The sequence below is a fragment of the Pseudomonas mendocina genome (assembly GCA_037482215.1).
GTDB classification, from domain to species: domain Bacteria; phylum Pseudomonadota; class Gammaproteobacteria; order Pseudomonadales; family Pseudomonadaceae; genus Aquipseudomonas; species Aquipseudomonas mendocina_E.
Genome location: CP148074.1, coordinates 1,602,448 through 1,629,275, shown reverse-complemented (window position 1 = coordinate 1,629,275; position 26,828 = coordinate 1,602,448). Strand labels below are relative to the sequence as shown.

The following is a 26,828-nucleotide window of genomic DNA, read 5'->3' as shown; positions in this document are numbered from 1 at the left end:
ACAGCACCTTGAGTTAGAGGAAGACGCCCCATAACTCATATAAATCATGAACTATAGTCGTGCAAATATTAAAAATATCACAAAAAACACCAAAAAATAATTCAAACATTGGCATCCAAATATTTTTTCGAGCTAGACAGACTAAATTTTGGTATACGCATCCGAAACTTGGCAGCTAGCAAAATTGCCAGCCCCAATATCAACATCTCAAAAGAAAAAATCTTGTAAAAATCAGCATCTTTGAACGCCTTCATAAATATATAAAAAACCCTACACAAAATAATGCTTTCGAATAACCAAAAGCTAAGTGAGGCATGATACATCCGCCGAAGCAACCAGCCCCACAAAAAACCAAATACAAGCATAAATACGCACGCAATGAAACCATTGAAATAATAATACAGAAGCGCCTGCGCTGAACGAGTGTATCTAGATTGCCGCTCAATTTTCTGCTCAACGAGTTCCTCCGGAGCAGCAAGCCTCATAACTTTATACATGCCTATTTCAAGGAAATTCCGCTCCATCAGTTCTGAAGAAAAATAAGAGGAAATTTCGAATCGCAACTCATCCATATGAAGACGATCATTGTCTGGATTTTTCGCGACAGCCCACCATAGCTGCCCCTCTTGGAAGAGTCTATGCCGCAAATAATCTTTAGCTGAAAAAGCCGGAAACAGATACAAATTTATACTTACCGCCATACCAAAAAGCAGCGAAATTCCGAGAATAACTGAGGCGATTTTCCTACGAAGCACCTTGACAGAAGCCATACAAAAATACGGAACTGCGAATAGAAAAAAAGCCTCTACAAGATTCGAAAACTTATGCCCCTTCAAAAGAAAAACAAAAATAATCATCAGAAATAAAAAAAACGAAAAATATGACTTGCGCCCAAAAAATATAGCGCCTAAGCCTAAACAAAAATAATACCCCAAGTTTGTAAAGTTACCCCATACACCCAAAACCACCTTATCATATATAAACCTATCAACCTGCAGCACCAAGGCAGGCCGATGATAAGCAATAACAAACAATGAAACCACCAAATATATTACAACCAAAAAATTAAACCACCCGCCCCCTCCTCTTATTATTGCTGAGTCACTACGCGATACACCATCCAAGACAATACTAGTCCCTCTAGCGTACGCATACATGCACGCCAAAGCGCCAAAAAAAGTTCCATGCCAACCTGAAAGCTCATCAATTTCATACATATAAAATGCATCAGAATATTCAATAGAAAGAACCCCCAGTAAAAAAAGAGTACCAAAAAGATAAGTATGTATATTTAAATAAAAAACCCGAGTCCTAACTAAAAGCTCATACCCCGACCAACATAAAAATAATAAGAAAGACAGAAAATCAATCCAACCTTGCCCACCATCCAGCAACTTAAAAAAAACGAGCAAAAAAAACAGAGCATCGAACAAGTAAGGTATGATTATTCTATCAACTTGATATCGAATAGCAGTCATAATTAATCTCATTTAAAAACTGCTAGTGGATAGCTTTCTGCAACACTGTGACATAAAAATTCACCAGACCCCACATCACCTTCTATCTTGTCGCCACAAAGCCATCTACTCAAGTTCTCCAACAAATTATCTAAATCTTCAGAGTACACAGAAGACAATGTATTCTTTGCATCAAAGTAAAAACCACGACAATTAGAGTTATAAAAATCAACATCAGGACAATGAAGAAAAAATGGGACACCTACATACCCACAATCAAAAAATATTGATGAATAATCTGTAATGACAGCATCCATCATCTGAACAACAGAATAAACATCTACCAACCTATCAACTTGATGAATATTATCAAACTTTGAAAAATCAAGTGACATTAAAGAAACATCGGAAGGATGAGCCTTAACATGAAAAACCACATCATTATCACGCGCAAATTCATTCAGCCTTACAAAATCAACCAACCTCTCATATTCAAGCACAGCACCATCTCGAAACGTTGGCGCAATTAAAATATGCTTATACCCGTCAGCCATCGAGACTCTCTCAAAATCCATTAGCCGCGGCGGATAAGTTTTATACATCTCATCTGCGCTTATACAAAATGCTGTCTTGAAACATTTTTCCTCATACCGGCTCGAAACAAATACTTTATATGGTCTAAAATATATCCACGGCTGTATAATTTTGAAAATCCACTTATACTTATACCTAAGACTATAAATACCGGTATCAATATCGAATTCGATCTTCTTCAAAGGTGTTCCATGCCACACATTCACACCACGAACCCCTTTTGATAAAAAATAAGAAATATCTGAAACATATGATGAGTAGCAATAATAACCAGCTGTCAAACACCAAAAAATACCAGCAAATGAATATTTGTATACCACTGGATAACCTTTAGATGCAATAAAATCATATGATTCTTTATTGCTTGCAACCCACACCAACTGATACTGACCAGAATTTTGCTCAATGCAATGCTTGTAATAATAAAATATATTTCCAGCCGGTTTAGATAGATGACAACCAAAAACAACCTTTTTCCTATTTCTAATAAAAAAACCTGAAACTATAAATATAGGATATAAAAGTAGAACTAGGACAACCGAGTAAAACAACTTCGATATCGCAGAAAACGTTCTCATCGGGCATCCTCTTGAGCACACATGAAACTGACGAGGGCTTTAGCTTTAAACGCCCTGTAAGCTAGTACAAATACCTCTACAGACATTACAGACCCAACTACAACTACTTCACTTGTCCATCCCACAAGATAAATAATAAATAAAATCACCACCTGCAAGAGCCCACCATAGATAACACTGAGATTTGCAGATCGATTATCACCTAGTGCACCGAGAAACGGGTAACCAAGAAGTATTGAAGGCATGGTGATACAGAACGCAACCATAAATACTGCTAGTATCGGAAAGCTGTGTGAATACTCCGAACCAAATAAAAGGACGAGAAACCACTCACCAATTAGTAAGCCTACAATCAATCCCAAGATACTAAGCAATACTACAATTTTCAAAATCCTGAAAAACAACTTTGTATCCCTGGTCTTGGTCATGTATGGATACAACGCTTGTGATAAAGGCTGAAAAAGCGCTTGAGCCCCTTTATACAACTGCTCAGCCGCGGAGTAGTATGCAACGGCTGTAGGTCCTGCTACTAAACCCAAATAAAACGCCCCACCTGCTGTATAGGTCGCAACAGCAGCTCTTGACCAAAAAAATTCCACGGATTGATTAAAGGTTTCTCTAATAAACCTTATGCCGGGCCAAATAGGCCAATACCCGAGACGAAACATAAATAAAGTCGCAATGCTAGCAGCTGCTAATTGAGCTACACCATTTGCTACTGCTACCCAAAGATAGTCTGAAGAGCTAGTAACCCACAGTAGAGTAAGTAAAACATACGAACTGCGAGCTAGAACAAGGCAGAGGGAAATGTAGCCCATTCGCTCTATACCTTGAAATAGCCATATTGGTTGAAACGTCTGCCCTATGATAGGAATAAGGAGCAGCCAGAAATAATGGCTATTTCCACCATAACTCTGCTCTTGAAAACTTAGGAAAAAGTATATGAAAGCGACAATCGGTATAAGCAATACCAGCTTGCAAATACTCACAGCCGAAGCAATTTTTCTTACAAGCAGCGTATTTTCAAAGTTGCTGGCTATTCGGTGTGTGGCAGACAAATTAAATCCAAAATCTGTTAGCACACAAGCTAACTGAACAATAGCCATCCCAAGCGCAACAACGCCATATAAAGACAAACCAAGAGTACGCGTTAAATATGGGATAAGAACAAACGGCAAAATAGCATTAGCTATTTGCAGAGCCAAGAGGGCACCCGTATTAGATACCAACCTGCGAATACCACCCGATGCCATCGACTGTACCTAATCGAAACGATCAACGATTGACGAGATCAGATCTAAGGCTTTCTTCAAATCATCTATGTGTGTTTTATCAATCACCTGAAGTGTTTTCTTTATGGCTGTAGTAGAAATCCCCTCAGTACGCGGTAGATAAACAACCTCACAATAACTTTTCAGTTCATCAAAGTGCCCTTCCCAGTCGTGCCCCATGCCAAATATTGACACGCCGTATTTTTTGATATCACTTATTTTTTGATCCCAACTTTCTTCAGGAATAGCGAGATCCACACACTTTAAGCTTGAGACTATTCTAAGCCTGTCCTCAAAACCAACTATAGTCTTCTTACCTTTTCCCTCATTAAATGCATCCGTAGAAACACCAACAATCAAAAAATCCCCTAACTCACGAAGCCTGTTTAATAAGTTAAGATGCCCAATATGAAAAAGGTCAAATGTTCCATAGGTTAATACTACCTTTCTCATCAGAGTCAATCTCTCCATACACCAGACTAAAAAACTAAATACTACCTAACCAATAAATCTATTACAGCGGCCAGTTGTTCGCTGACGCTAAAACTGCCATCCGCTCGATTAGACACAAACGTATAAATCCAATACCGCACAAATCTTACTGAGTATCATTCTCATCAAGAGGATGCTATATGATGAATACTACCTAATGAAGGTCCTGAAAAACACTTTTGATTCACCGATTCCTCTTCACAATCTCAGCTGAATATTTGAGTCGTACTCGGCCCAGTACATCCAATTCAGAGGGCATTCATATTCGGACTAGGCTCACGACACCCCCTCTAATTCGCCCCAGATGCTGCCAATGAGGCTACGTTCAACTGCGCTTAACCAGTCAAGAGCTACGCTTTAACTTTTACAGTGTGCTCAATCCAGCCTGGGCTTTATGAAGAAAACCGATGCCAAGCCCCTTCGGACCGGCTTGGGCTGGGGCGGTTAAGGGCCGTGCGTGGGCTTACCTTCACTGTACTTTCCTAACGAGTCCTGCGCATCACGGCAATAATGAACACCACCGCATTCAAAACTTAACCTGCCTCCACCGGCGCTCGACCTCATATTTTTCTTGGCATTGGCGTACGGGCTGGTGAATGGCGCCAAGACTAAAATAGCGCTAGCCGGCCCCGTGCCTCGCCAAACTAAGCCACAACACTCTGAATGGCCCTAACCTAAGAGCATCAGTCTCTGCCGCTCCTAAATTTGTGCGCGTATGTCACTTGACCAGCTACCCTCTCAGCCTCAATCTACGCAAGCTGATAGTAGACATATATTCGCATGTACTAGATTGACAACATGAGTACGAACGTGCTCGGCTACTCAAGTTACCCCGTTTTATTCTTGCTGGCTTACCAGACTCATCAATCACTCAATACTGACAATCACTCGCCTTCCATTCAGTGGCTGGATTGATCGGTTATTGAGTGCGTAAGTGTATTTGAACAACTCAATCTGCGACCGTGAAACTTCAACGGGAGATTTCATAACGTACCTCTCCACATTTTCAGAGAACGGAGGTGTCGTTAGTGAGCCATCATTGTGATAGTACGATAAGTCACTTGGCAGTAGCGCCCGCAGACCTACAGATTCCCCAGACTCAACCTGTGCAGTCTTGTAGGACTGCTTATGCATCGCCTCCAAGGTCGGATTTTCTTTGCCAGACTTGAGGAACACAGCGACCACAGCTACCTGGCCATCTTCGGCCTTGTTAACAAAATGCAACTCTATCGGATAGTGCTTGCCATCCACTGTATGCTCGCTACTGGAATGAAAGTGCAGCTGCTGTAGGTCGAAACGTTGGCCATCTAAAATTGCCGTACCTGCACTCACTAACTTAAGGGGGCGACCACTACCCAGCACGCCGATCACGGGGTTGTGGTAATCCAGCCTAATCGGGATTAGTGCCTGCACAGGTTCGGCATTTAGCGTCTCGATGTTAATCGGCGACTGAGAGCGACCCGCCTTGATTATGCTTCCACCATTACCATGATAGTCGGCCGGATGCTCGCCACTTCTGCCTGCACTCTCTTGCTTCATGCACATGCAACCAGCCAAGGAGGCGAAAAACAAAGCAGCCAGTACTAGAACAAAACTATTGTTCATAAATCTCCCAGCATATAAACGATTAAGCTGTGATCAAACTTCTACATCCACCCACAACCCCTGCCGTGGAAGATCCTTCAATTCGACCGCATCTGCTTCGTCGATGTTGCCCTCAGCAAGTTCCTCAGGACTGTATCCAGGCCTGCGCTGTCGACGGCGTTGCTCTTCACGCAAAAACAGTCCGGCCTCTTGCGGATGCCGCTTATCGGTACTGACTTCGCTTTCCTTAGCACTTTCGGCAGTAGCGGTGACGGGTTGAATATCTGGGCGCGGCTTGGCTACATCCTGTTGAGCTGTGACAGGTACAAGCCCTTGTGGAATAGGTGGAAGCATCGCTTACAACCTCACGTGTCCGGCATTCACACCAGCATGTTGGATCAATTAAGGTTCTTTGGAATCGATTTCTTCAAAAAGAAGCAACTAGATCTTTCCTAAAGATCAACAACCTCACTCAGTCTGACAACACCAAATTTCCCAAAGTGCGTTACGTTCATCATTGCGCCTTTGGTCAAAAGCCACGCTGCGGTAATATAGCCAGCTTTTTCACGCGGGAGACAAGCATGGCGCAGTATCAACCGGGGCAACGCTGGATCAGCGACAGCGAAGCAGAACTGGGTCTGGGGACCGTACTGATGCAGGACGGCCGCATGCTCACCATGCTTTACCCGGCTACAGGTGAAACGCGCCAATATGCAGTGCGTAATGCTCCCCTGACCCGCGTACGTTTTTCGCCGGGCGATGAAGTGACCCATTTTGATGGCTGGAAAATGACCGTTCAGGAAGTCGATGACATCGACGGCCTGCTGGTTTACCACGGCATCAATGCGCAGAACGAAGAGGTCACCCTCCCAGAGACGCAGCTGTCTAACTTCATTCAATTCCGTCTGGCCAGCGACCGTTTGTTTGCCGGTCAGATCGACCCATTGCCTTGGTTTGGTCTGCGCTATCGCACCCTGGATTACACCAGCAAGCAGTTGCAATCTAACCTGTGGGGCCTTGGTGGTGTACGTGCTCAGCCCATTGCGCACCAATTGCACATTGCCCGTGAAGTCGCAGACCGGATCGCACCACGGGTTTTACTGGCTGACGAAGTAGGTCTGGGCAAAACCATCGAAGCTGGCTTGATCATTCACCGCCAGTTGCTCAGTGGCCGTGCCAGCCGTGTGCTGATCCTGGTGCCTGAAAACTTGCAGCATCAATGGTTGGTGGAGATGCGTCGACGCTTCAACCTGGAGGTTGCGCTGTTTGATGCCGAGCGCTTCCTTGAGAGCGACGCCACCAACCCGTTCGAAGACTGTCAGCTGGCTCTCGTCGCCCTTGAGTGGCTGCGTGAAGACGAAAACGCCCAAGACGCCCTGTTTGCCGCCGGCTGGGACCTGATGGTGGTCGATGAAGCTCACCACTTGGTCTGGCACCCGGAGCAAGCTAGCCCGGAATACGCTTTGGTCGAACAACTTGCCCAAGTGATTGATGGTGTCCTGCTGCTGACCGCAACCCCTGAACAACTCGGGCTGGACAGCCACTTCGCACGTCTACGCCTGCTGGACCCGAACCGCTTCCATGATCTTGAGGCGTTCCGCGCTGAAAGCGAGCATTACAAGCCAATTGCCGAAGCGGTACAGGAACTGCTTGATCAGGGCCGCCTTTCGGATGCTGCAAACAAAACCATCCGCGATTTCCTTGGTGCAGAAGCAGAAGAGCTGCTGAGCGCTGTGGCCGCTGGCGACACCGAAGCCTCGCAGCGTCTGGTGCGCGAACTGCTTGACCGCCATGGCACCGGCCGTCTGCTGTTCCGTAATACCCGCGCCGCTGTACAGGGCTTCCCGGAGCGCGAGTTGCACGCCTATCCGCTGCCAAGCCCGGATGAGTACATGGAGCTGCCACTCGGCGAGCACGCTGACCTGTACCCGGAGGTGGCCTATCAGGCCCAACCTGAAGTGGATGAAGAGCAGCGCTGGTGGAAATTTGACCCCCGCGTCGAATGGCTGATCGACACCCTGAAGATGCTGAAAAAGGTCAAGGTGTTAGTGATCTGCGCCCACGCTGAGACCGCCATGGACCTTGAGGACGCCCTGCGCGTACTGAAAGGGATCCCGGCCACCGTATTCCACGAAGGCATGAGCATCCTGGAGCGTGACCGTGCCGCCGCTTACTTCGCTGACGAAGAATTTGGCGCACAAGTTTTGATTTGCTCCGAGATCGGCTCCGAAGGCCGCAACTTCCAGTTTGCCCACCATCTGGTGCTGTTCGATCTGCCTGCCCACCCGGACCTGCTGGAACAGCGTATCGGCCGTCTCGACCGTATCGGCCAAAAGCACCGTATCCAGCTGCATGTGCCGTATCTGGAAAACAGCCCGCAAGAGCGCCTGTTCCACTGGTACCACCAGGCCCTGAATGCGTTCCTGGCCACCTGCCCGACCGGGAACGCCCTACAGCATCAGTTCGGCAGCCGCCTTCTGCCACTGCTTGAAGGCGGTGAAGATGACGCCTGGGACAAACTGGTTGAAGAAGCCCGCAACGAGCGCCTACGCCTGGAAAGCGAACTGCATGACGGCCGCGACCGCCTGCTTGAACTGAACTCGGGCGGTGCTGGCGAAGGTGAAGCGCTGGTTGAAGCGATTCGCGAACAGGACGATCAGTTCGCCCTGCCGATCTACATGGAGCAGCTGTTCGATGCATTCGGTATCGACAGCGAAGACCATTCCGAAAACGCCCTGATCCTGCGCCCCAGCGAGAAGATGCTGGACGCGAGCTTCCCGCTCGGGAGCGACGAAGGTGTCACCATCACCTACGACCGCGAACTGGCACTGGCCCGCGAAGACATGCAGTTCCTCACCTGGGAACACCCAATGGTGCAAGGTGGTATGGATCTGGTGCGCTCCGGCTCCATGGGCAACACCGGCGTAGCGCTGATCAAGAATAAGGGCCTGAAGCCGGGTACTGTCTTGTTGGAGATGCTCTACGTCAGTGAGGCCGTGGCCCCGAAAGCCCTGCAATTGACCCGTTATCTGCCGCCGATCGCGTTGCGCTGCCTGTTGGACGCTAACGGCAACGATCTTGCGCACAAGGTCTCTTTCGAAACCCTGAACGATCAGTTGGAAAGCGTCCCTCGCGCCAGCTCCAACAAGTTTGTGCAGGCTCAGCGTGACAGCCTCGCGGCCCTGATCAACAGTGGCGAAAGCAAGGTCGCACCTCGTCATGAGCAGCGTGTAGAAGAAGCTAAGCGCCGCCTGGCGTCAGAGAGCGAAGAAGAGCTAGCCCGCCTGATTGCCTTGCAAAAGGTCAACCCGAGCGTGCGTGACAGCGAGATCGAAGCCCTGCGTCAACAGCGCGAACAAGGTTTGGCCATGCTTGATAAAGCGGCACTGCGCCTTGAAGCGATCCGCGTTCTGGTCGCTGGCTAATCACTCCGGGGCGGACTCAGTCCGCCCCACTCCTCCCCCCATCAAAAGCGCCTGTTCCTGCTCACAGAGCGCCAATAAGTAATCCCAGACCAATCTTAAACGCACCGAACGGTGCAACTCGCGACGAGCACTCATCCAGTAGCTGCGTTCAATAAACAGCTCCGGCAATACGGGTTGCAACTGCGAGTCACACGCCCCCACAAAATTCGGCAGAATCGCCAAACCAACCCCGGCACGCGCCGCCTGCTGCTGGGCCGACACACTGGTGCTGCGGAAAATCACCTGCGGATGTCGGCAGAAGCTGTGGTGAAACATCAACTCCTGGCTAAACAACAGGTCGTCCACATAACCAATCCACTGATGCTTACTCAAATCCTCCCGATTGCGCAGCGGCGGCGACTGATGGAGGTATTCCGGGCTGGCATACAGACTCAGGCGGTAGCGGGTCAGTAAGCGGGAGATAAGTAAATCGGCGCTGGGCTGCTCCAACGTGATCGCAATATCGGCCTCCCGGTTAGTGATGCTGACAAATCGCGGCACCGACACCAACTCCACCTCAAGCCCCGGATACTGCTTTAGCAGCCCACCCAAGCGCTGGGCGAGAAACCCGTTACCTAGCCCCTCAGTAACACCTATGCGCACCTGCCCAAGCGGCGAAACCCCTTGACTGAGCACCTCCTGCGCCAGCAGTGCGGTGTTCTCCATAGCCTCGGCATGCTGCAGCAAGGCCTGCCCGGCCGGAGTCAGTTGGTAGCCGCCGGTGTGCTGCACAAAAAGCTGGGTACCGAGCCCCTTCTCCAGGTTGTCGATATGCCGAGATACCGTGGCATGGGTTGTGTTCATTCGCTTGGCAACCGCCAGCAAGCGCCCGGTGCGGTGCAGCTCAAGGAAATAGCGCAAGTCCCCCCAATCAAACACAAACACCTCCCGCTGTTAAAAAATAAACAGCTAATGCGCGAAAACGATTGTTTTTTTATCGCGAATGAACGCTTAGCCTCAAGCGTCAGACAAGAATAAGAAGCCAGGAGGAGCTCTATGTCACAGGATTCCTGCGACTACATCATCATCGGCGCTGGCCCGGCAGGTTGCCTGCTGGCCAATCGACTGTCCGCCGATCCTGCCAATCAGGTGGTGTTGCTTGAGGCCGGTGGCAAAGACAACTACCCCTGGATTCATATTCCCGTCGGCTACCTCTACTGCATCGGCAACCCACGCACAGATTGGTGTTTCGACACTGAACAAGTGCCCGGCCTTGCAGGACGAGCCTTGAAATACCCCCGCGGACGTGTGTTGGGTGGATGTTCTTCGATTAACGGGATGATCTACATGCGCGGTCAGGCCCGGGATTACGACTGCTGGGCGGCTGAGGGCAACAGCGGCTGGGGCTGGAAAGATGTACTGCCGCTGTTCAAGGACATCGAAGATCATTACGCCGGTAGCTCGCAACTACACGGCAGTGGCGGTGAATGGCGTGTGGAGCGTCAGCGCCTGTCATGGCAGATTCTGGAAGCCTACCGCAGCGCAGCGGCGCAAACTGGGATTGCCAGCATCGACGACTTCAACGGAGGTGATAACGAAGGTTGCAGCTACTTTCAGGTCAATCAGCGTAGTGGCGTACGCTGGAATGCTTCCAAAGCCTTTCTCCGACCGGTTTTGTCACGCCCAAATCTGACGGTGCTGACAGATGCTCAGGTTGATCGAATCCTGCTGGACAATGGCCGTGCAGGGGCTGTCTCAGTACGTCAGCATGGCAAGGAGAAAACGCTGCGGGCGCGCCGGGAAATCATCCTCTGCGCAGGCGCGATCGGCTCACCGACCATTCTGCAACGTTCTGGGATAGGCCCGAGTACTTTGCTTAAGCAGCATGGCATTGGCGTTCGCCATGCACTGCAAGGCGTGGGGGCGAACCTGCAAGATCACCTGCAACTACGGCTGATCTATCGCTTCAGCCGTGCCCCCTCGCTCAATCAAATTGCCTCCAGCTTCTGGGGCAAACTGGGGATGGGGCTTGAGTACGCACTCAAGCGCAGCGGACCGCTTTCTATGGCTCCCAGCCAACTGGGTGCATTTGCCAAATCCGATCCGCAGCAAGCCAGCGCCAATCTTGAATACCACGTGCAACCGTTGTCATTGGATCGTTTTGGCGAGCCGCTGCACAGCTTCCCCGCATTTACTGCGTCGGTTTGCGATCTCCGCCCGATGAGTCGCGGCACGGTACACATCCGCTCCGCAAACTTTAACGACAAACCCATTATCCAGCCCAATTACCTCAGCCATCCGCAAGACCTACAGGTGGCGGCCAATGCCATCCGCCTGACCCGGCGCATCGCTGCCGCCCCCGCCCTAGCACCCTATCAACCAAACGAGTACAAACCTGGGCCGGACTACCAGAGCGAAGAAGACCTGCAACGCGCAGCTGCTGAGATCGGTACCACTATCTTCCATCCGGTGGGCACCTGCCGGATGGGCGAAGGCGCCGACGCCGTGGTCGACAGTCAGTTACGGGTGCACGGCATCCCCGGCTTGCGTATTGCCGATGCCTCCATCATGCCTTCAATTACCTCAGGCAACACCTGCTCGCCGGTGCTGATGATTGCGGAAAAAGCCGCCCGAATGATCCTTGCAGATGCATGCCGCAAGCACTCATTAACGCCCATTAATGAAACCCAATCTGCATCCACCGCACTGTCCTGATCCCGACGGTAGATGCGTGCAACCGGTGCCGTACGGCCAGGAGGTCGATACCGAATAATAAAAAGCTGAAGCCCCATAAGGGCAGGAGAATGCTCCATGAGCCTATCTGCACAGAGCAACACCTGTGAATCGACACAGGTGACCCGTCGTGAAGAACGCAAAGTGATACTCGCCTCATCCCTCGGTACGGTCTTCGAGTGGTACGACTTCTTCCTCTACGGCGCACTGGCCGCCATCATCAGTAAACAGTTTTTTGCCGGCGTGAACGACACCACGGCTTTTATCTTCGCCCTGCTGGCCTTTGCCGCCGGTTTTCTGGTCAGACCCTTTGGGGCCTTGGTGTTCGGGCGGCTCGGTGACATGGTCGGGCGTAAATACACCTTCCTTGCGACCATTTTGCTGATGGGGCTCTCAACGTTTTGCGTAGGTCTGCTGCCTTCCTACGCCAGCATCGGCGTCGCCGCACCAATCATCCTAGTCGCCCTGCGCATGCTGCAAGGCCTTGCATTAGGCGGTGAATACGGTGGTGCCGCGACGTATGTTGCGGAACACGCCCCAGCCGATAAGCGCGGCAGTTACACCAGCTGGATACAGTCCACGGCCAGCGGCGGTCTGCTGCTGTCGCTGCTAGTAATTGGGGCTTGCCGCTACTTCACCGGCGATGAATTCGAGACCTGGGGCTGGCGCCTGCCGTTTCTGCTGTCGATCGTGCTGCTGGGTATTTCCACGTGGATTCGCTTGTCCATGCAGGAGTCTCCGGCCTTTGTAAAAATGAAAAACGAAGGCAAGTGCAGTAAAGCGCCACTGCGTGAATCGTTTACCAACTGGAAGAACCTCAAAGTTGTGCTGACGGCCCTGTTCAGCATCAATGCAGGGCAAGCGGTGACCTTCTACACAGCCCAGTTTTATGTCCTGTTCTTCCTGACGCAGGTGTTAAAAGTTGATGCAGCACTGGCCAACAACCTACTGATCATCGCCATCGTTATCGGGGCACCCTTTTTTATCGTCAGCGGATGGCTGTCTGACCGAATCGGGCGAAAGCCAGTACTGCTGGCGGGCCTCTTGCTTGCCACCCTTTTGTATTTTCCGCTGTTTAAAGCCCTTACCCATTACGCCAATCCGCAGATCGACATGGCTTCGCGACAGGCCCCCGTCACGGTCATCGCTGATCCTGCGACCTGCACCTTCCAGTTTGACCCAGTGGGCAAAGCACGCTTCGACACCCCCTGCGACCTGACCAAAGCGCTGCTGGCCAAAAGTGGCATTCCATACAAGACTTCAGCCAGTGAGCGCGGAAGTGAATTGGTGGTTACGGTAGGTACCCAGACCCTACAGGGTCATAATGCCGAAGCCTTGAGTTCAGCCCTTAGGGACGCCGGTTATCCAAGCCAAGCGGACTCCTCCCAACTCGACCGCACCATGGTTGTTGTCATCATGGTTGCACTGCTGCTGATCGCCTGCCTTTGCTATGGCCCGCTGGCGGCATTGATGGTCGAGCTGTTCCCTACCCGGATCCGCTATACCTCGCTGTCATTGCCCTATCACGTTGGCAACGGATGGTTTGGTGGGCTGCTGCCAACCGTGTCATTCGCACTGGTGGTGTACACCGGGGATATTTTCTACGGGCTCTGGTATCCGGTGTTGATCACCGGCATTAGCCTGGTTTGTGCACTGCTGTTCCTGCGTGAGACTCGGCACAACGATATTCACGCCTGACAGGTGAGCCTGCCTGCACCGGCTATTGGTGCAGGCATATTATTCAAGCGGTCGTCAGACCATCGCGCATAGCTGCAGCATCACGAACACAAAAGCGGGATGCCATATACAGCGCCAACATGGTCAACACAAACGCAACTGGTACCAGATACAGCGCATCGTGCAGGCCAACAGCTTTAAAAGCCTCGGTCATTTCGCTCGCACCTGCAGCAGACATTGCCGCCTTAGCAAAGTAGTCCGACAGGGCCCCAACCACCACAGGGCCTAAACCTCCGCCGAGCAAATACAAACCTGCAAAGAACAACGCCATCGCCGTGGCCCGCAGGCGCGGTTCCACAACATCCTGGATCGCGGTGTAGACGCAGGTGTAGAAGTTGTACGAGAACAGCCAGCCAAAGCTGAACAGGCCGACAAACACAGCAATTTCGATCTTCCCACCCAGCAAGGCCATACCGGTCGCAAACGCCGCAATCAACATGCTCACGGCCGCAAACAGCAGGCGTCCCCTTTTCCAGCGCTGGTGAATCTTGTCTGCCAGCCAACCGCCCAGCGTAAGCCCCACCAACCCTGTCACCCCCACAATCAAGCCTGTTGCCACGGCTGCCTCTTGCAGAGGCATGAGGAAGTAACGTTGCAACATCGGCACCAGGAAGGAGTTGCAGGCATAGGTCGCAAAGTTAAACGCCAAGCCAGCTACTACTAACCACCAGAACGTACGAATCGACAGAACCCTGCGTAGAGGCTTGTCCACAGGAGCAGTCGATACCTGCACCTCATCCGCCGCACCGCGTTGAGGCTCTTTAATAAAGAAGATAAACAGCGCCAAAACCAAGCCGGGTACAGCCGCTATAAAAAACGGCGCACGCCAGCTGTCAAAGGCTTTAACCATCATGCCAATGGTGAAGTAAGCCAGTAAAAGCCCCAGTGGCAAGCCCAGCATGAAAATCCCCATCGCACGGGAGCGCTTATGTGCTGGAAATAAATCACCGATCAATGAATTGGCCGCAGGAGCGTAACTGGCCTCACCAACACCGACCCCCATTCGAATCAGCAGGAAGCTCCAGTAGTTCCAAGCCATACCGTTTAGGGCCGTAAGCCCACTCCACACGGTAAGCCCCCACCCCATGATCTTGCGACGCGAGCCAGTGTCCGCCAAACGTCCAAGCGGCAACCCAGCAATGGCATAGATAAGGGTGAAGGCAGTACCCATCAAGCCAACTTGAAAGTCACTCAGATCCCACTCATGGCGGATCGGCTCCCCGAGAATGGCAGGGATCGTTCGGTCAAAAAAGTTAAAAAGATTGGCCAAAAACAGCAGAAAAAGGACGCGCCATGCGTTAGGAGCTTGTTGCAGTTGCTGCATGATTTTTCTCTCTTGTTATCAGCACACGCAATAGGAGCTGATCGTCGTACAGCACCCGAAGCTGCAATCTAAAGGGTATAAAAAAGACTGCCATTACCATCAGCGACATGTATAGGACATCATGCCATGCCTTAGATTTTCTTGAACACACGACATGACAAGCTAAGGGAGTTTAGAAAGGGATAACGGCTTGCATCGGTTAGTAGTAGAACCGATGCAAATGATGACTAAGCAACCGTTTTTGTTATGGATCAAAATAATGGCCAAATAATATCGGCACATTAGTGCATCAAGGTAAACATATGCTTCACTAAAAGTATCCAAGCAGCTACAAGGTAAGGCTTCATGCAGTGGTTTCCAGTCCGGTTTCTCTCTGAACTTCCGCACGACCATCATGTAGTTTTAGCGTGCAGCCACACACTCTGGCTGGTCGCCCTTTCGTACCTGATAGCTGTATTTGGCAGCCATATCACGCTCACAATTGCGAAGCAGGCTAGCAAGACCCTGAATCTGAGCATGAAGCGTATCTGGACCCTGCTAGGGGCAATCTGCCTAGCGGGTGGCATCTGGACAATGCATTTTATTGGCATGCTGGCTTTCAAGGCACCGGTTTACATCCATTACGATCTCAGCACCACACTTTTCTCTTTCCTTGTCGCCCTGACGGCCTCGGTCATCGCGATGCATTACATGACTAGCACCAGTCAGCGGTTGATTCAACAATGTGCAGCAGCAGTGGTGATTGGTGTAGGTATTTCTGCAATGCACTACAGCGGTATGACCGCCATGCAGTCCGAAGCAGATATCTACCACCATGGTGGAATGTTCGTCCTGTCTATCATCATCGCTATAACCGCAAGTTTTGCAGCCCTAAAGCTTGCAGAATATTTTCGCGATGGCCAACGACGAAACAGTACATGGCTCAAGTACTCAGCGGCATTGGTAATGGGCGCCGCCATCTGCTCCATGCATTACACCGGCATGAGCGGGCTTTATATGGTCGCTCCGGTTGACCTCCCTCTCCAACTGCGCAGTGCCCATAACAGCGTCCAACTCGGCCTGATCGTAGCGTCCATCACCTTCCTGATACTCGGCTTAAGCTTTGCTGCAGCCTGGGCTAGCCGCAAACTCGAAGAAAAAGATCGAGACTTACAGCGGGTCAATGCACTGTTACAACAGCTTGATCAGGCTCAAGCCTCATTGGAGCAGATAGCCCATTACGACTCTCTAACAGAACAGCTAAACAGACGCGGCTTCAATCGTGTATTTAGCGCAACCCTCGAAGAGCACGCCCTAACAGGCCGAAGTCTTGCCGTTATGTTCCTTGATGTCGATCACTTCAAACGTATCAACGACACCTTGGGGCATGACGCAGGGGATGAGCTGCTGAGGATCGTCGCACATAGGATTCGAAGCTCCCTGCGTGACCGAGACATCGTCTCAAGGCTAGGCGGCGATGAGTTCTGCATAGTTAGTAGTATTGATAGCGATGAGGCGCTGCAGCCGCTAGCAGAACGATTGCTTGAAAAGCTCAAGGAGCCCATCACCCTCGGCGAACGCAAGCTGGTCATGACCACGAGCATCGGTATCAGTCGATTCCCACAAGATGGAAGTACTACAGAGGAATTGATCAAACATGCCGATCTAGCGCTCTACCAAGCGAAAGCTGATGGCCGAAATACAATCAGACTGTTCAAACAGCATCTAACTGACAAAGCGTCCATAGAGCTGCAACTAGAAGAAGACTTACGCCAAGCGCTGCAAGAGGAGAGTGAGCTGAAGCTCTATTACCAACCCATCATCGATCTGAGCGATGGCCAAATAACACGCTTGGAAGCATTGATACGCTGGCAACATCCACGCCATGGACTACTCACACCAGAGCGATTCATCTGCATAGCAGAGGCTAACGGCCTGATCGGAGAATTGGATAAATGGGTAATGCGCAAAGCTTGCCAAGACCTCGAATATTTATTCGAACAAGGCTATTCGAATATCAAAATTGCCATTAACTGTTCGGCGTTGAACTTAACCCACAACCTTCTCAGTGAAGGTATACGCACTATCCTGCAAGGTAATTTAGAACTGGCTCATCGACTAGAAATAGAAGTCACTGAAAGCACATTGCTTAGCAATATACGCTGCGCCAAAAGTCAACTGGAAGCCATCAAAGCCCAAGGCATCAGCATTGCACTGGATGACTTCGGTACTGGCTACTCCTCGTTGACCTACCTGCGCCGACTACCTCTAGACGTATTGAAAATTGACCGATCCTTCATCAAGGAGATAACCGAATCAACACAGGACAAAGAAATTGTTCGCGCAATCATCACTATGGCTCATGCACTTAATATGAAGACTGTTGCGGAAGGCGTTGAATCAAATGCACAGCTAACGATACTATTGGAGCTTGGCTGTGATCAAGTCCAGGGATACTTATTTAGCAAACCGCAGCCTTTATCAGAGACAGCTATGCACTACCCACCAAAATATTCCGTTTTGGATAGTGCATATGCGAAGTTCTGAGTATGCGCAAAAGAACACAGACTAGTATGCGTTCTTATCAACAAACCCTTTGAACAAAGTTAAAAAAATTATCTTAATATCCAATCCAAGCGACCAATTATCGATATACCATAGATCGTGCTCAACACGCTTTTTCATTTTATCTAGTGTATCGGTCTCCCCACGATAGCCATTCACCTGAGCCCACCCTGTAATCCCGGGTTTAACTTTGTGGCGCTGCATATAAGACTCGACCAGATCCTTATAGTATTCATTATGTGCAAGCGCATGCGGACGAGGCCCAACAATCGACATTCGACCCTGTAGGACATTAAAAAATTGAGGCAACTCATCCAAACTTGTCCGCCGTAAAAAAGCCCCAACTTTAGTAACCCGAGCATCAGACTTTTTGGCTTGAGTTACAACACCTGAGTGTTCATTATGCACAACCATCGATCTAAACTTATAAACTTTAAACCTTTTCCCATTGATACCAGTCCTATATTGCTTAAACACCACAGGACCTGGAGACGTGATTTTAATCGCAATACAAATAGCGATACAAATAGGGATAATCATTAGCGAAATGATGCCACCCACAACAATATCCTCAATACGCTTTACAAGCCTTGAAGGGCCTTCCATGGGTGTACAACTCAGGTCAAGCGAGTAATGTCCAGCAATACTACTGACTCTATGGTTCAATAGCGGTATATCACCCCATTCCGGGATGAATCTGACTTCTACTGTCAGATGCCTCAACTCATAAAGAACTGCCTTTATTGAATCCCCCGAGGACAAGGGTAGGCATAACCAAACTTCGTGAACCCCATGCTCAAGTATCGAGTCTGCCATTGACTTTAGCCAATCGTTGTTAGCATCGTAACGCAGACGACATGAAATTCTATAACCATGCTGTTGCAATGACTCTTTATCATCAAGACCTTGCGAAATTTCTCCGCCGGCCTCAACTAGCAACACACTCTTTAAGTTGTGACCACTTGAGCGAAGATACCGCAGTGTTTGAAAAGTAAAAATACGCACAAAAGTTGATAAAAAAATCCCCACTCCCAACATTATAAAGAACCACTGCCGAGAGTATGAAGCTGATATTTTAAGAAAAAATGCAAGAGTCAGCACAAGACCAACTGCCAATAGCCAACCCGTATAAAGGCGTCCTATTTGTGCGAGCAAAGAGCGACCACGCCAAGAGCGATAGCATCCGCACATCAAAAGACAGAGCATCACAACAAAGCCAAATAAAAATATTGATAACGTATACCGACCATTCAGAGCGAGAGAATCAAAACGAAGAAAGTAGGAAAAATAGCCACTAAAAACCACTAAAACAAAATCGAGCATGGCTACAAGCATTGCAACCGGGTAACGCTCAGCAAATGTTGGCTTATACGGATTATTAAAAAGCATACCTTACACAACACCCCAAACCATTGAATAGAAACCACTTAGTAAAAACTCAACCAAAAACACTCGCAATCCTAGCACATACCCACCCGAACCCAGAACATCCCGCACGCGCCTGGCGTGTGCCAATCAGGCATGAACAACCTACACTGAATAAATCAAGCCCAATGAAGCAGTTACTTTTTACAACCCTTGACCATTTTTCTAGGCGTACCGCCTCCCTATCAAAAGAAAAACACCCTTGAAAGTTCTTATTCAGTTATCAGTAAATTTTATACAAGCACTAAGACAGTCAAAATCTTAAAACTTTAGCAATAGAGGTTATCACCACAAAGAAATTAACCCTTTAAAAAACTATACCTGCTGCAACCAAAATTTCTTCTGACTTCCCCATCATCCACTTTTGATCCTTCATTCATCTCTGATTAAGCTCTCGCCAAATGCTAAGCCATTCGACGCCTGCGTTCCCTGAGTGTGAATACTCTGCTGCTAACCAGTTCTGATACCCAGTGCTAAACAGCATTGACAATGCCGCTTGGAAATCAATGCGACCGCTCCCCGGAGCCCCCCGCCCAGGACAATCCGCAAACTGCACATGACCAATACGCCCCGCAAGCAGTCTGATCCCTGCTGCTATGTCCAAGCCCTGTCGGGCCATGTGGTACAGATCGTACTGAGCCTTAACATTCGGATGTATCACTGAATTCAGTAATTCATCCAAGTGCTCTGGCGTGTTTATAAGGAAGCCTGGCATATCCAGAGGGTTGATGGCTTCGGTCACGACTCCGATGCCTAGAACTTCGAATGCATCAGCTGCTTTACGCAGGTTGTTGACCAAGCACTCGAATGCCTGGTCTCTAGACACACCCTTAGCCAGCCTGCCAGGTAAAATATTCACTAGGCTAGGCCTAACCATCGCGGCATAGCTGAGTGCTTCTTCTAAAGCGGCATCAAATTCCGCATGTCGAGATGGAACAGCTGCCAAGCCTGGACCTCCCTCAAGAAGATCACCAGCCGGTAGGTTTATCAGGCATAGTGGCATGTCGGCCATGCCTAGCAATTCTTTCAGGCGAATGGCAGGCAATTCATATGGGAACTGAATCTCTACCCCATCAAAACCTGCAGCCGCCGCTGCAACAATTCGATCAGCTAGAGGCAGCTCAGTAAATAACATGGAAATGTTGGCAGCAATTTTCACGCCTCAGACTCCCTGTAGAGTTGAACTAGCGTTGCAGGGTCGCGTTCTCGATTACCTGCACTGGCGTGTTGGCGCATAAGCTGGGCTGCCAATCCGCTCACAGGTACCGCTGAACCTGTTTGCTGTGACAACTTTACAGCCGTATCGAGATCCTTTAACAAAGTGCGAACATGCCACTTCACAGGTTCAAATCGGCTTTCTGCCATTTGCGGGGCCAATATTTGCAATGGTTTTGAGTCTGCAAAGCCGCCCGCGAGCGCTGAGGCTATTAAGCCAGCATCAACCCCAGCCTTCTCTGCCAATGCCACAACCTCTGCAATAACCATTGCATTGCATGCAACGATCATTTGATTGCAAACCTTGGTCACTTGCCCTGCTCCTACATCACCCATTCGCGTTAAACGTTGCCCTAAATGGGTAAGTATGGGACGGATATGCTCAATATCAGCCTCACGGCCACCTGCCATAATGGCCAGCGTGCCCGCCTCAGCCCCCTGAACGCCGCCCGAGACGGGGGCGTCAACCCAGCGCATGCCGGTGCGAGACTCTAGCTCGGCAGCCATTTCACGGGTTGCAGCCGGTTCTAGACTGGAGAAATCCACAAGCAACTGTCCCTCTCGGGCGTTTGCGGCAATACCGTGTTCTCCGAACACAACTTCCCTCACCACATCCGTGTTAGCCAAGCACAGCATAACGATATCGGCACCATTACACAGTTGGGCGGGAGCGGATACCATTCGGGCACCACTGGATTGTAGCGGCAAACACTTCTCAGCAGTGCGGTTCCATATGCTCAATGAATAGCCTGCCGCAAGAAGCCTTTGACTCATTGGCAACCCCATCAGGCCGATGCCAGCAAACGCTAAAGCAGGGTATGACACCGTCATCAACCAATCTCCAACACGTTAACTTTCCATATTAACCCGACATTGACGTTGGTTTTCCAAACATTGCGTCAACTAATCTTTATAATTTCCCCAGTTTCGCCGCTATTGAACCGGAGAGTCATCATTATGAAACACTTCCTCAGCGCCACCATTATGGGCGTGGCCTTAAGTTTGGCTGCAGCTTTGTCACACGCGGCTGAAACACTACGCGTATCAGCTATTCCCGACGAAGCGCCAACTGAACTGCTGCGTAAGTTCGAACCGCTGGGGGCTTATCTTGAGCAGCAACTCGGAATGAATGTTCAGTTTGTTCCGGTATCCGATTACGCCGCTGTAGTGGAGGCCATTGCATCAGATCGCCTGGATATGGCTTGGCTCGGTGGCTTCACTTTCGTGCAGACACGCTTAAAAACCGGCACGGCGATCCCTCTGGTACAACGTGCTGAAGATGAACAGTTCACCAGTAAGTTCATCAGTGCGGATCCAGATGTAAAAACGGTACAGGATCTAAAAGGCAAAACCTTCGCGTTTGGTTCCGTTTCATCCACCTCTGGCAGCCTGATGCCGCGTTATTTCATGCTGAAGGATGGCATCAAACCAGAAGAGTTCTTCAGCCGTATTGCCTATTCGGGTGCCCATGATGCGACTGTGGCGTGGGTTCAAGCTGGCAAGGCCGCCGGTGGCGTGCTGAATGCTTCGGTGTGGGAAAAACTTCTGGCCGCTGGGAAAGTGGACACCAACAAAGTAAAAGTTATTGCCACCACCGCGCCTTATTACGATTACAACTGGACTGTTCGTGGCACGCTGGATGAAGGCTTGCGTGAAAAGATCAAGGCAGCCTTCTTGGCCCTTAATCCTAATAACCCCGAGCACAAGAAGATCCTGGATCTACAGGCCGCCAGCCGTTTTATCCCAACCAAGGTTGAAAATTACACTGGCATTGAGGAAGCAGCCCGCGCCGCTGGTCTATTGCAGTGAGTATCTCGCTCGAGGGCGTGGGGCTTACCCACGCCAACGGCCATGTCGCCTTGCAGGCAATCAATCTGACAGTTGCCAGCGGTGAGCGCGTTGCCATCATCGGTCCCTCTGGAGCCGGTAAAACCACACTGCTACGTCTGCTGGCCAACAGCGTAAAGCCCAGCACAGGGCAGCTAGCCCTGCTCGGCCATGCTCCATGGCAGCTGAGCAGTCGCAACCGTCAAAAGCTGCGCTCCCGCATCGGCCTTATCCACCAGTCTCCTCCGCTACCACCACGACAGCGAGTTGTTACGGCGGTGCTGGCAGGAAAACTAGGCCAATGGCCGCTGCTGAAAAGCCTGTTCAACCTGTTGTACCCACTCGATATAAACGGCGCACGCTCAGCTCTAGAACGCCTGGATCTGGCAGAAAAACTATTTAATCGCTGCGATCAGTTATCTGGCGGACAGTTGCAACGGGTAGGAATTGCCCGCGTGCTGTATCAAGCCCCTGAACTGATTCTTGCTGACGAGCCGGTATCAGCCATGGACCCCAAACTGGCCGAGCACACCTTACATATTCTGAATACAGAGGCCACCCGCCAGGGAGCAACACTGGTGGCAAGCCTGCATGCGGTTGATCTGGCCCTCAATCACTTCCCTCGCATCATTGGCGTACGCCAGGGCAAGCTGATGTTTGATCTTCCGGCGCAAGCAGTAACCCGCGAGCAACTCGACGCCCTCTATGCCAACGAACAACTCGGCGGCATCTCTGCACCGGCATCCCCTGCGCCACTTGATACTCAGATTGCACGATGCTGAAACCCGCCCAGCGTGACCCGGCCGCCTTGCCACGCCTGCTAATTGCCACTCTGGCGATTCTGCTGCTTTGGCCTGGGATGCAACTAAGTGAGCTGAGCTTTAAAGGGCTGTTTAATGAGGATAACGCCGCCAGCGTAAGCGGCTTCCTTGCCGACTTCTGGCCACCGGCCGACTCAGCTTATTTCCTGCAACTGCTGTTTAAGGCAACCCTTGAAACCTTGGCCATCGCAACTGCCGGGATGAGCCTGGCCTTGCTGCTTGCCCTGCCCGCATCACTGCTGGCGAGCCGTGCCCTGTCGCTGTCTGCAGTTCACCGCGAAGGACAGCCAACTTGGGGGGCGCGACTGCTGCGCTGGCCGGCTCGAGGTCTGCTGATCGTACTGCGCAGCATTCCAGAGATCGTCTGGGCGTTACTCTTTGTAAGAGCCGTCGGCCTTGGCCCAACAGCCGGGGTAATGGCGATTGCCATCACTTACAGCGGCATGCTCGGCAAGGTCTACGCCGAGATTTACGAGTCAGTGGATCAACGCCCGGCCCGCGCCCTGCTTGCCGCCGGAAGTTCTAGGCTGGCCGCCTGGGCATACGGCCTTCTGCCCAATGCCGCCGGGGAGATGCTCTCTTACACCGTTTACCGTTGGGAATGTGCAATACGCGCCTCGGTCGTGATGGGGTTTGTCGGCGCAGGTGGACTCGGGCAGCAGATTGACTTGTCCATGCGCATGTTTGCCGGGGCAGAGGTGTCCAGCATGCTGCTGACCTTCCTGCTTCTGGTGCTGCTGGCTGATCTGCTTAGCCGTTTGCTACGTAGGCAATTCTTATGAAAAGGCGACTCATCAACAGCCTCTTGTTGCTGCTGATACTGGCAGGCGTAACGAGTTCCTTTAGTTACCTGAACATCGACCTTAGCGGCCTATTCAGCGGTGACAGCCTTGAGCAGATGGGGCGCTACGCTGGTAACTTCCTAACGCCGGACTTTTCCACCACGCACCTGAACGCGATCTTAAATGGCAGCTTGGAAACCTTGGCTATGTCGGCCATGGGCACAGTGCTTGCTGCTATCTTTGGCTTATTCCTTGCCTTGCCTGCTGCGGGAAACTTAGGCTGGCTGGCCCTACAGAGCTCACGACTGATTCTCAACGCACTGCGGGCAATACCCGAACTGGTATGGGCTGCCCTAGTTGTGCTGGCCGCAGGGCTAGGCCCCAACGCAGGCACGCTGGCCTTGGCCCTGCACACCGCAGGCGTGCTCGGCAGGCTGTTTGCTGAAGCACTGGAAAACACGCCCAGAGAACCCGCACAAGCCATTCGCTTGAGCGGAGGCAGCCATCTGGCCGCTTTCTGCTATGGCACACTGCCAAATATCTGGCCGCAATTGCTGGCCTATACCCTCTACCGCTGGGAGAACAATATCCGCATGGCGAGCGTGCTAGGCTTCGTCGGCGCGGGGGGGCTTGGGCAGATGTTGTACGTCAATCTCAGCCTGTTTCAGGAAGCCCGCGCCGCCACCGTAATTCTAGCCATGCTGGTACTGGTGCTGGCCGTTGACGGCTTAAGTGACTGGGCACGCCAGCGATGGGTTAGCGCCTAGGCCGTCAGAAGCCATCCTTGCTCAGGTGATCCAAATTAATCGCCTCCCCTGGTTTCGCCCCCAGCTTAGCGCGGATGTCCTCATAAACCAGGTCATATTCGTGGTGGCCGTGCTTGATCATGCTAGTTGCCGTCGGCAGCCCGTGTTTATGGGCTAAACGGCTAACAACGCTGGCAAAGTTGTAGGCCGAATCGCGGTGCAACTCGAAAGTCTCACTGAAGGCCTTACCGCCAACCTCCCCGTCGAGCCGCATATGCAGCATTGCACCCTCTACAGCGTCCTGGCGGACTTCGTAAAACAAATCAACGCTGTAAGCAGGAGTCTCTGCCGTTACGACAGTGTTTGCATGATGCCAATGGCCAGGTTTGAACATAGTGATGTTTCTCTTGCAGTAAGTTCTGCCAAGCTTAGCCTCTACAAAAGATCACCACGCGACGTGAATCAATGCAGAGAAGGACGCTCGGCACGCTCCTGCACCAGTACCCAGGGTGCGACAACCACTGCCCACAACTGAGGGTCGCGGTTGAGCAGATCTTCCGCCAAGGTTTCATTTACCTTGCGCAGCTCCTCCCCCTTCAGCCAGTCAGCAACCTTGTCCTGATTGTTTTCAGCCACAGCCAGTGCCACCTCGATCAAGTCCTGGGCACCATCAACCAACAACAGAACACCTCTGGCAAAAAAGGGCTGCAGTTCCTCCCAGCTAATGGGGGCAGTTTCGCCGAGCAGTTTAGCGTAGAGAGTGCTGGAATCTTCGATCATGGTGTGCCTGTACGGTGCGGAGTTTCAAATAATTACCCATCATACCGTCAGCCGCTGGGAGTAAGAAATTGCCTGCTGAATCAATCAGTTCGCTGACGCCGTTTATCTGTACTTTTATGTCAATAAAGCGACAACCGAACATTCATACAACTTAGTAGCTTTTCAACCGATGAAACAGCGCTCTAAACTGTTCCGGTACAGATGCCTGGAAGGCACCCGAACAACCGGGGGTCAGCTGTTTTGACCGCAGGGAACAACAATCAAAACAATTATTGGGTGGAGCAATTATGAGCAAGGCTACAAAACAGATTTCCAAGCTGTTCGCCGCGATGGTCATGGCAGGGGTTGCCAGCTACTCAGTAGCCGCCGACACCATCAAAATTGGTCTTGCCGGCCCTGTAACCGGCGCAGTGGCTCAGTACGGTGAAATGCAATTCATCGGCGCCAAAATGGCCATCGAGCAAATCAATAAAGCCGGTGGTGTCAACGGCGCCCAACTGGAAGCGGTCGTGTATGACGACGCCTGCGACCCTAAACAAGCCGTGGCCGTGGCCAACAAGATCGTCAACGATGACGTTAAGTTCGTGGTCGGCCACCTCTGCTCCAGCTCCACCCAACCCGCCTCCGACATCTATGAAGACGAAGGCATTCTGATGATTACCGCGGCATCAACCAGCCCGGAAATCACCGCTCGCGGTTACGAACTGATCTTCCGCACCATCGGTCTGGACAGCCTTCAAGGCCCGACTGCTGGTAACTTCATTGCTGACAAAATTAAGCCTCAGGCTGTAGCTGTTCTGCATGACAAACAGCAATACGGTGAAGGTATCGCCACTGCCGTTAAACAAACCCTGGAAAGCAAAGGCACTAAAGTTGTGCTGTTCGAAGGCATCAACGCTGGCGATAAAGACTTCTCAGCGATGATCGCCAAACTCAAGCAAGCAGGCACCGATTTCGTTTACTACGGTGGCTACCACCCGGAACTGGGTCTGCTCCTGCGCCAAGCGCAAGAGAAAGGCCTGAAGGTCAAATTCATGGGCCCAGAAGGTGTGGGTAACAGCGAAATCTCTGCCATCGCAGGCCCTGCCTCCGAAGGCATGCTGGTCACCCTGCCGAAGTCGTTCGACCAAGACCCACGCAACAAAGTGTTGGTTGAAGCCTTCAAGGCGAAGAAAGAAGACCCAAGCGGTCCGTTCGTCTTCCCGGCCTACTCCGCTGTGCAAGTCATTGCAGAAGGCATTGCTAAAGCCGGCGACACAGACACAGCTAAAGTGGCAGCAGCACTGCGCTCGAACACCTTCGACACCCCTACCGGCGTCCTCTCCTTTGACGAAAAAGGCGACCTCAAGGACTTCAACTTTGTTGTGTACGAATGGCACCAAGACGGCACTAAGACCGAAGCCAAGTAACACACTTGCCTGAACCCAAAGCCCACTGCACTCCAGTGGGCTTTGCACATAAAGAAGAATCTGGCTGCGCGCTGCGCCAAAAGCGCCCGTGCGCGACAGTCATGG

General features: G+C 51.0%; 22 protein-coding genes. 9 read left to right on the top strand and 13 right to left on the bottom strand.

Going from position 1 to position 26,828, the window contains the following annotated elements:
- Positions 1-101 precede the first annotated feature (101 nt).
- The 6 genes from WG219_07355 to WG219_07330 form a co-directional block, all read right to left on the bottom strand.
- Positions 102-1,478 carry a DUF6418 domain-containing protein gene (locus WG219_07355; GenBank protein WXL27259.1) on the bottom strand — a complete coding sequence of 459 codons (1,377 nt, stop codon included), beginning with the start codon at positions 1,476-1,478 and terminating at the stop codon, positions 102-104.
- Between the two features lie 8 nt (positions 1,479-1,486).
- Positions 1,487-2,629, bottom strand: a complete 1,143-nt coding sequence (locus WG219_07350) for a CDP-glycerol glycerophosphotransferase family protein (GenBank protein ID WXL27258.1) — start codon at positions 2,627-2,629, stop codon at positions 1,487-1,489.
- Positions 2,626-3,834 carry an oligosaccharide flippase family protein gene (locus tag WG219_07345; GenBank protein WXL27257.1) on the bottom strand — a complete coding sequence of 403 codons (1,209 nt, stop codon included), beginning with the start codon at positions 3,832-3,834 and terminating at the stop codon, positions 2,626-2,628. Before WG219_07345 ends, WG219_07350 begins: the two co-directional genes overlap by 4 nt.
- 57 nt (positions 3,835-3,891) lie before the next feature.
- On the bottom strand, positions 3,892-4,353 hold the full coding sequence (locus tag WG219_07340) for an adenylyltransferase/cytidyltransferase family protein (GenBank protein WXL27256.1): 462 nt from the start codon (positions 4,351-4,353) through the stop codon (positions 3,892-3,894).
- A 906-nt stretch (positions 4,354-5,259) separates the two neighbouring features.
- Positions 5,260-5,997 carry a carbonic anhydrase family protein gene (locus WG219_07335; protein WXL27255.1) on the bottom strand — a complete coding sequence of 246 codons (738 nt, stop codon included), beginning with the start codon at positions 5,995-5,997 and terminating at the stop codon, positions 5,260-5,262.
- Positions 5,998-6,030: 33 nt separating this feature from the next.
- A complete protein-coding gene (locus WG219_07330; protein ID WXL27254.1) occupies positions 6,031-6,330 on the bottom strand; it encodes an aspartate-semialdehyde dehydrogenase in 300 nt (99 codons plus the stop codon).
- 227 nt (positions 6,331-6,557) lie between these two features.
- Here WG219_07330 and rapA point away from each other — a divergent pair, with 227 nt between their 5' ends.
- Complete coding sequence (gene rapA / locus WG219_07325; GenBank protein WXL27253.1) at positions 6,558-9,401, top strand: RNA polymerase-associated protein RapA; 2,844 nt, start codon at positions 6,558-6,560, stop codon at positions 9,399-9,401.
- Here rapA and WG219_07320 read toward each other — a convergent pair whose 3' ends face one another.
- A complete protein-coding gene (locus WG219_07320) occupies positions 9,402-10,319 on the bottom strand; it encodes a LysR family transcriptional regulator (protein ID WXL27252.1) in 918 nt (305 codons plus the stop codon).
- 117 nt (positions 10,320-10,436) lie between these two features.
- On the opposite strand from WG219_07320, the gene WG219_07315 reads away from it, so the two are divergent.
- Positions 10,437-12,095, top strand: a complete 1,659-nt coding sequence (locus tag WG219_07315) for a GMC family oxidoreductase (protein ID WXL27251.1) — start codon at positions 10,437-10,439, stop codon at positions 12,093-12,095.
- Positions 12,096-12,191: 96 nt separating this feature from the next.
- Complete coding sequence (locus tag WG219_07310) at positions 12,192-13,811, top strand: MFS transporter (GenBank protein WXL27250.1); 1,620 nt, start codon at positions 12,192-12,194, stop codon at positions 13,809-13,811.
- Positions 13,812-13,854: 43 nt separating this feature from the next.
- Here the strand turns inward: WG219_07310 and WG219_07305 are convergent, their stop codons facing one another.
- A complete protein-coding gene (locus WG219_07305) occupies positions 13,855-15,174 on the bottom strand; it encodes an MFS transporter (protein WXL27249.1) in 1,320 nt (439 codons plus the stop codon).
- A 345-nt stretch (positions 15,175-15,519) separates the two neighbouring features.
- On the opposite strand from WG219_07305, the gene WG219_07300 reads away from it, so the two are divergent.
- Positions 15,520-17,700, top strand: coding sequence for an EAL domain-containing protein (locus tag WG219_07300; protein WXL27248.1), 2,181 nt, complete (start codon positions 15,520-15,522; stop codon positions 17,698-17,700).
- A 21-nt stretch (positions 17,701-17,721) separates the two neighbouring features.
- Here the strand turns inward: WG219_07300 and WG219_07295 are convergent, their stop codons facing one another.
- From WG219_07295 to WG219_07285, 3 genes are all read right to left on the bottom strand, one after another.
- A complete protein-coding gene (locus tag WG219_07295) occupies positions 17,722-19,107 on the bottom strand; it encodes an undecaprenyl-phosphate glucose phosphotransferase (protein WXL27247.1) in 1,386 nt (461 codons plus the stop codon).
- A gap of 412 nt (positions 19,108-19,519) precedes the next feature.
- Positions 19,520-20,302 carry a TIM barrel protein gene (locus tag WG219_07290; protein ID WXL27246.1) on the bottom strand — a complete coding sequence of 261 codons (783 nt, stop codon included), beginning with the start codon at positions 20,300-20,302 and terminating at the stop codon, positions 19,520-19,522.
- Positions 20,299-21,189 (bottom strand): NAD(P)-dependent oxidoreductase, encoded by an 891-nt coding sequence (locus WG219_07285; protein WXL27245.1) that lies wholly within the window; start codon positions 21,187-21,189, stop codon positions 20,299-20,301. Before WG219_07285 ends, WG219_07290 begins: the two co-directional genes overlap by 4 nt.
- Before the next feature lie 123 nt (positions 21,190-21,312).
- Here WG219_07285 and WG219_07280 point away from each other — a divergent pair, with 123 nt between their 5' ends.
- The 4 genes from WG219_07280 to phnE are packed head-to-tail and all read left to right on the top strand — an operon-like array spanning position 21,313 to position 24,555.
- Entirely contained in the window at positions 21,313-22,167 is an 855-nt protein-coding gene (locus WG219_07280) for a putative selenate ABC transporter substrate-binding protein (protein WXL27965.1), read from the top strand.
- Positions 22,164-22,967, top strand: a complete 804-nt coding sequence (locus tag WG219_07275) for a phosphonate ABC transporter ATP-binding protein (GenBank protein ID WXL27244.1) — start codon at positions 22,164-22,166, stop codon at positions 22,965-22,967. Before WG219_07280 ends, WG219_07275 begins: the two co-directional genes overlap by 4 nt.
- Positions 22,961-23,788 (top strand): ABC transporter permease, encoded by an 828-nt coding sequence (locus WG219_07270; protein WXL27243.1) that lies wholly within the window; start codon positions 22,961-22,963, stop codon positions 23,786-23,788. The genes WG219_07275 and WG219_07270 overlap by 7 nt, the downstream gene beginning before the upstream one ends.
- Positions 23,785-24,555 carry a phosphonate ABC transporter, permease protein PhnE gene (phnE, locus tag WG219_07265; protein ID WXL27242.1) on the top strand — a complete coding sequence of 257 codons (771 nt, stop codon included), beginning with the start codon at positions 23,785-23,787 and terminating at the stop codon, positions 24,553-24,555. The genes WG219_07270 and phnE overlap by 4 nt, the downstream gene beginning before the upstream one ends.
- A 4-nt stretch (positions 24,556-24,559) precedes the next feature.
- Here the strand turns inward: phnE and WG219_07260 are convergent, their stop codons facing one another.
- Positions 24,560-24,928 carry a DUF5064 family protein gene (locus tag WG219_07260; GenBank protein ID WXL27241.1) on the bottom strand — a complete coding sequence of 123 codons (369 nt, stop codon included), beginning with the start codon at positions 24,926-24,928 and terminating at the stop codon, positions 24,560-24,562.
- 68 nt (positions 24,929-24,996) lie between these two features.
- Positions 24,997-25,314: a DUF2288 domain-containing protein gene (locus WG219_07255; GenBank protein WXL27240.1), complete on the bottom strand. Its 318-nt coding sequence runs from the start codon at positions 25,312-25,314 to the stop codon at positions 24,997-24,999.
- 287 nt (positions 25,315-25,601) lie between these two features.
- On the opposite strand from WG219_07255, the gene WG219_07250 reads away from it, so the two are divergent.
- A complete protein-coding gene (locus tag WG219_07250) occupies positions 25,602-26,723 on the top strand; it encodes a branched-chain amino acid ABC transporter substrate-binding protein (protein WXL27239.1) in 1,122 nt (373 codons plus the stop codon).
- The last annotated feature ends 105 nt before the right edge of the window (positions 26,724-26,828 follow it).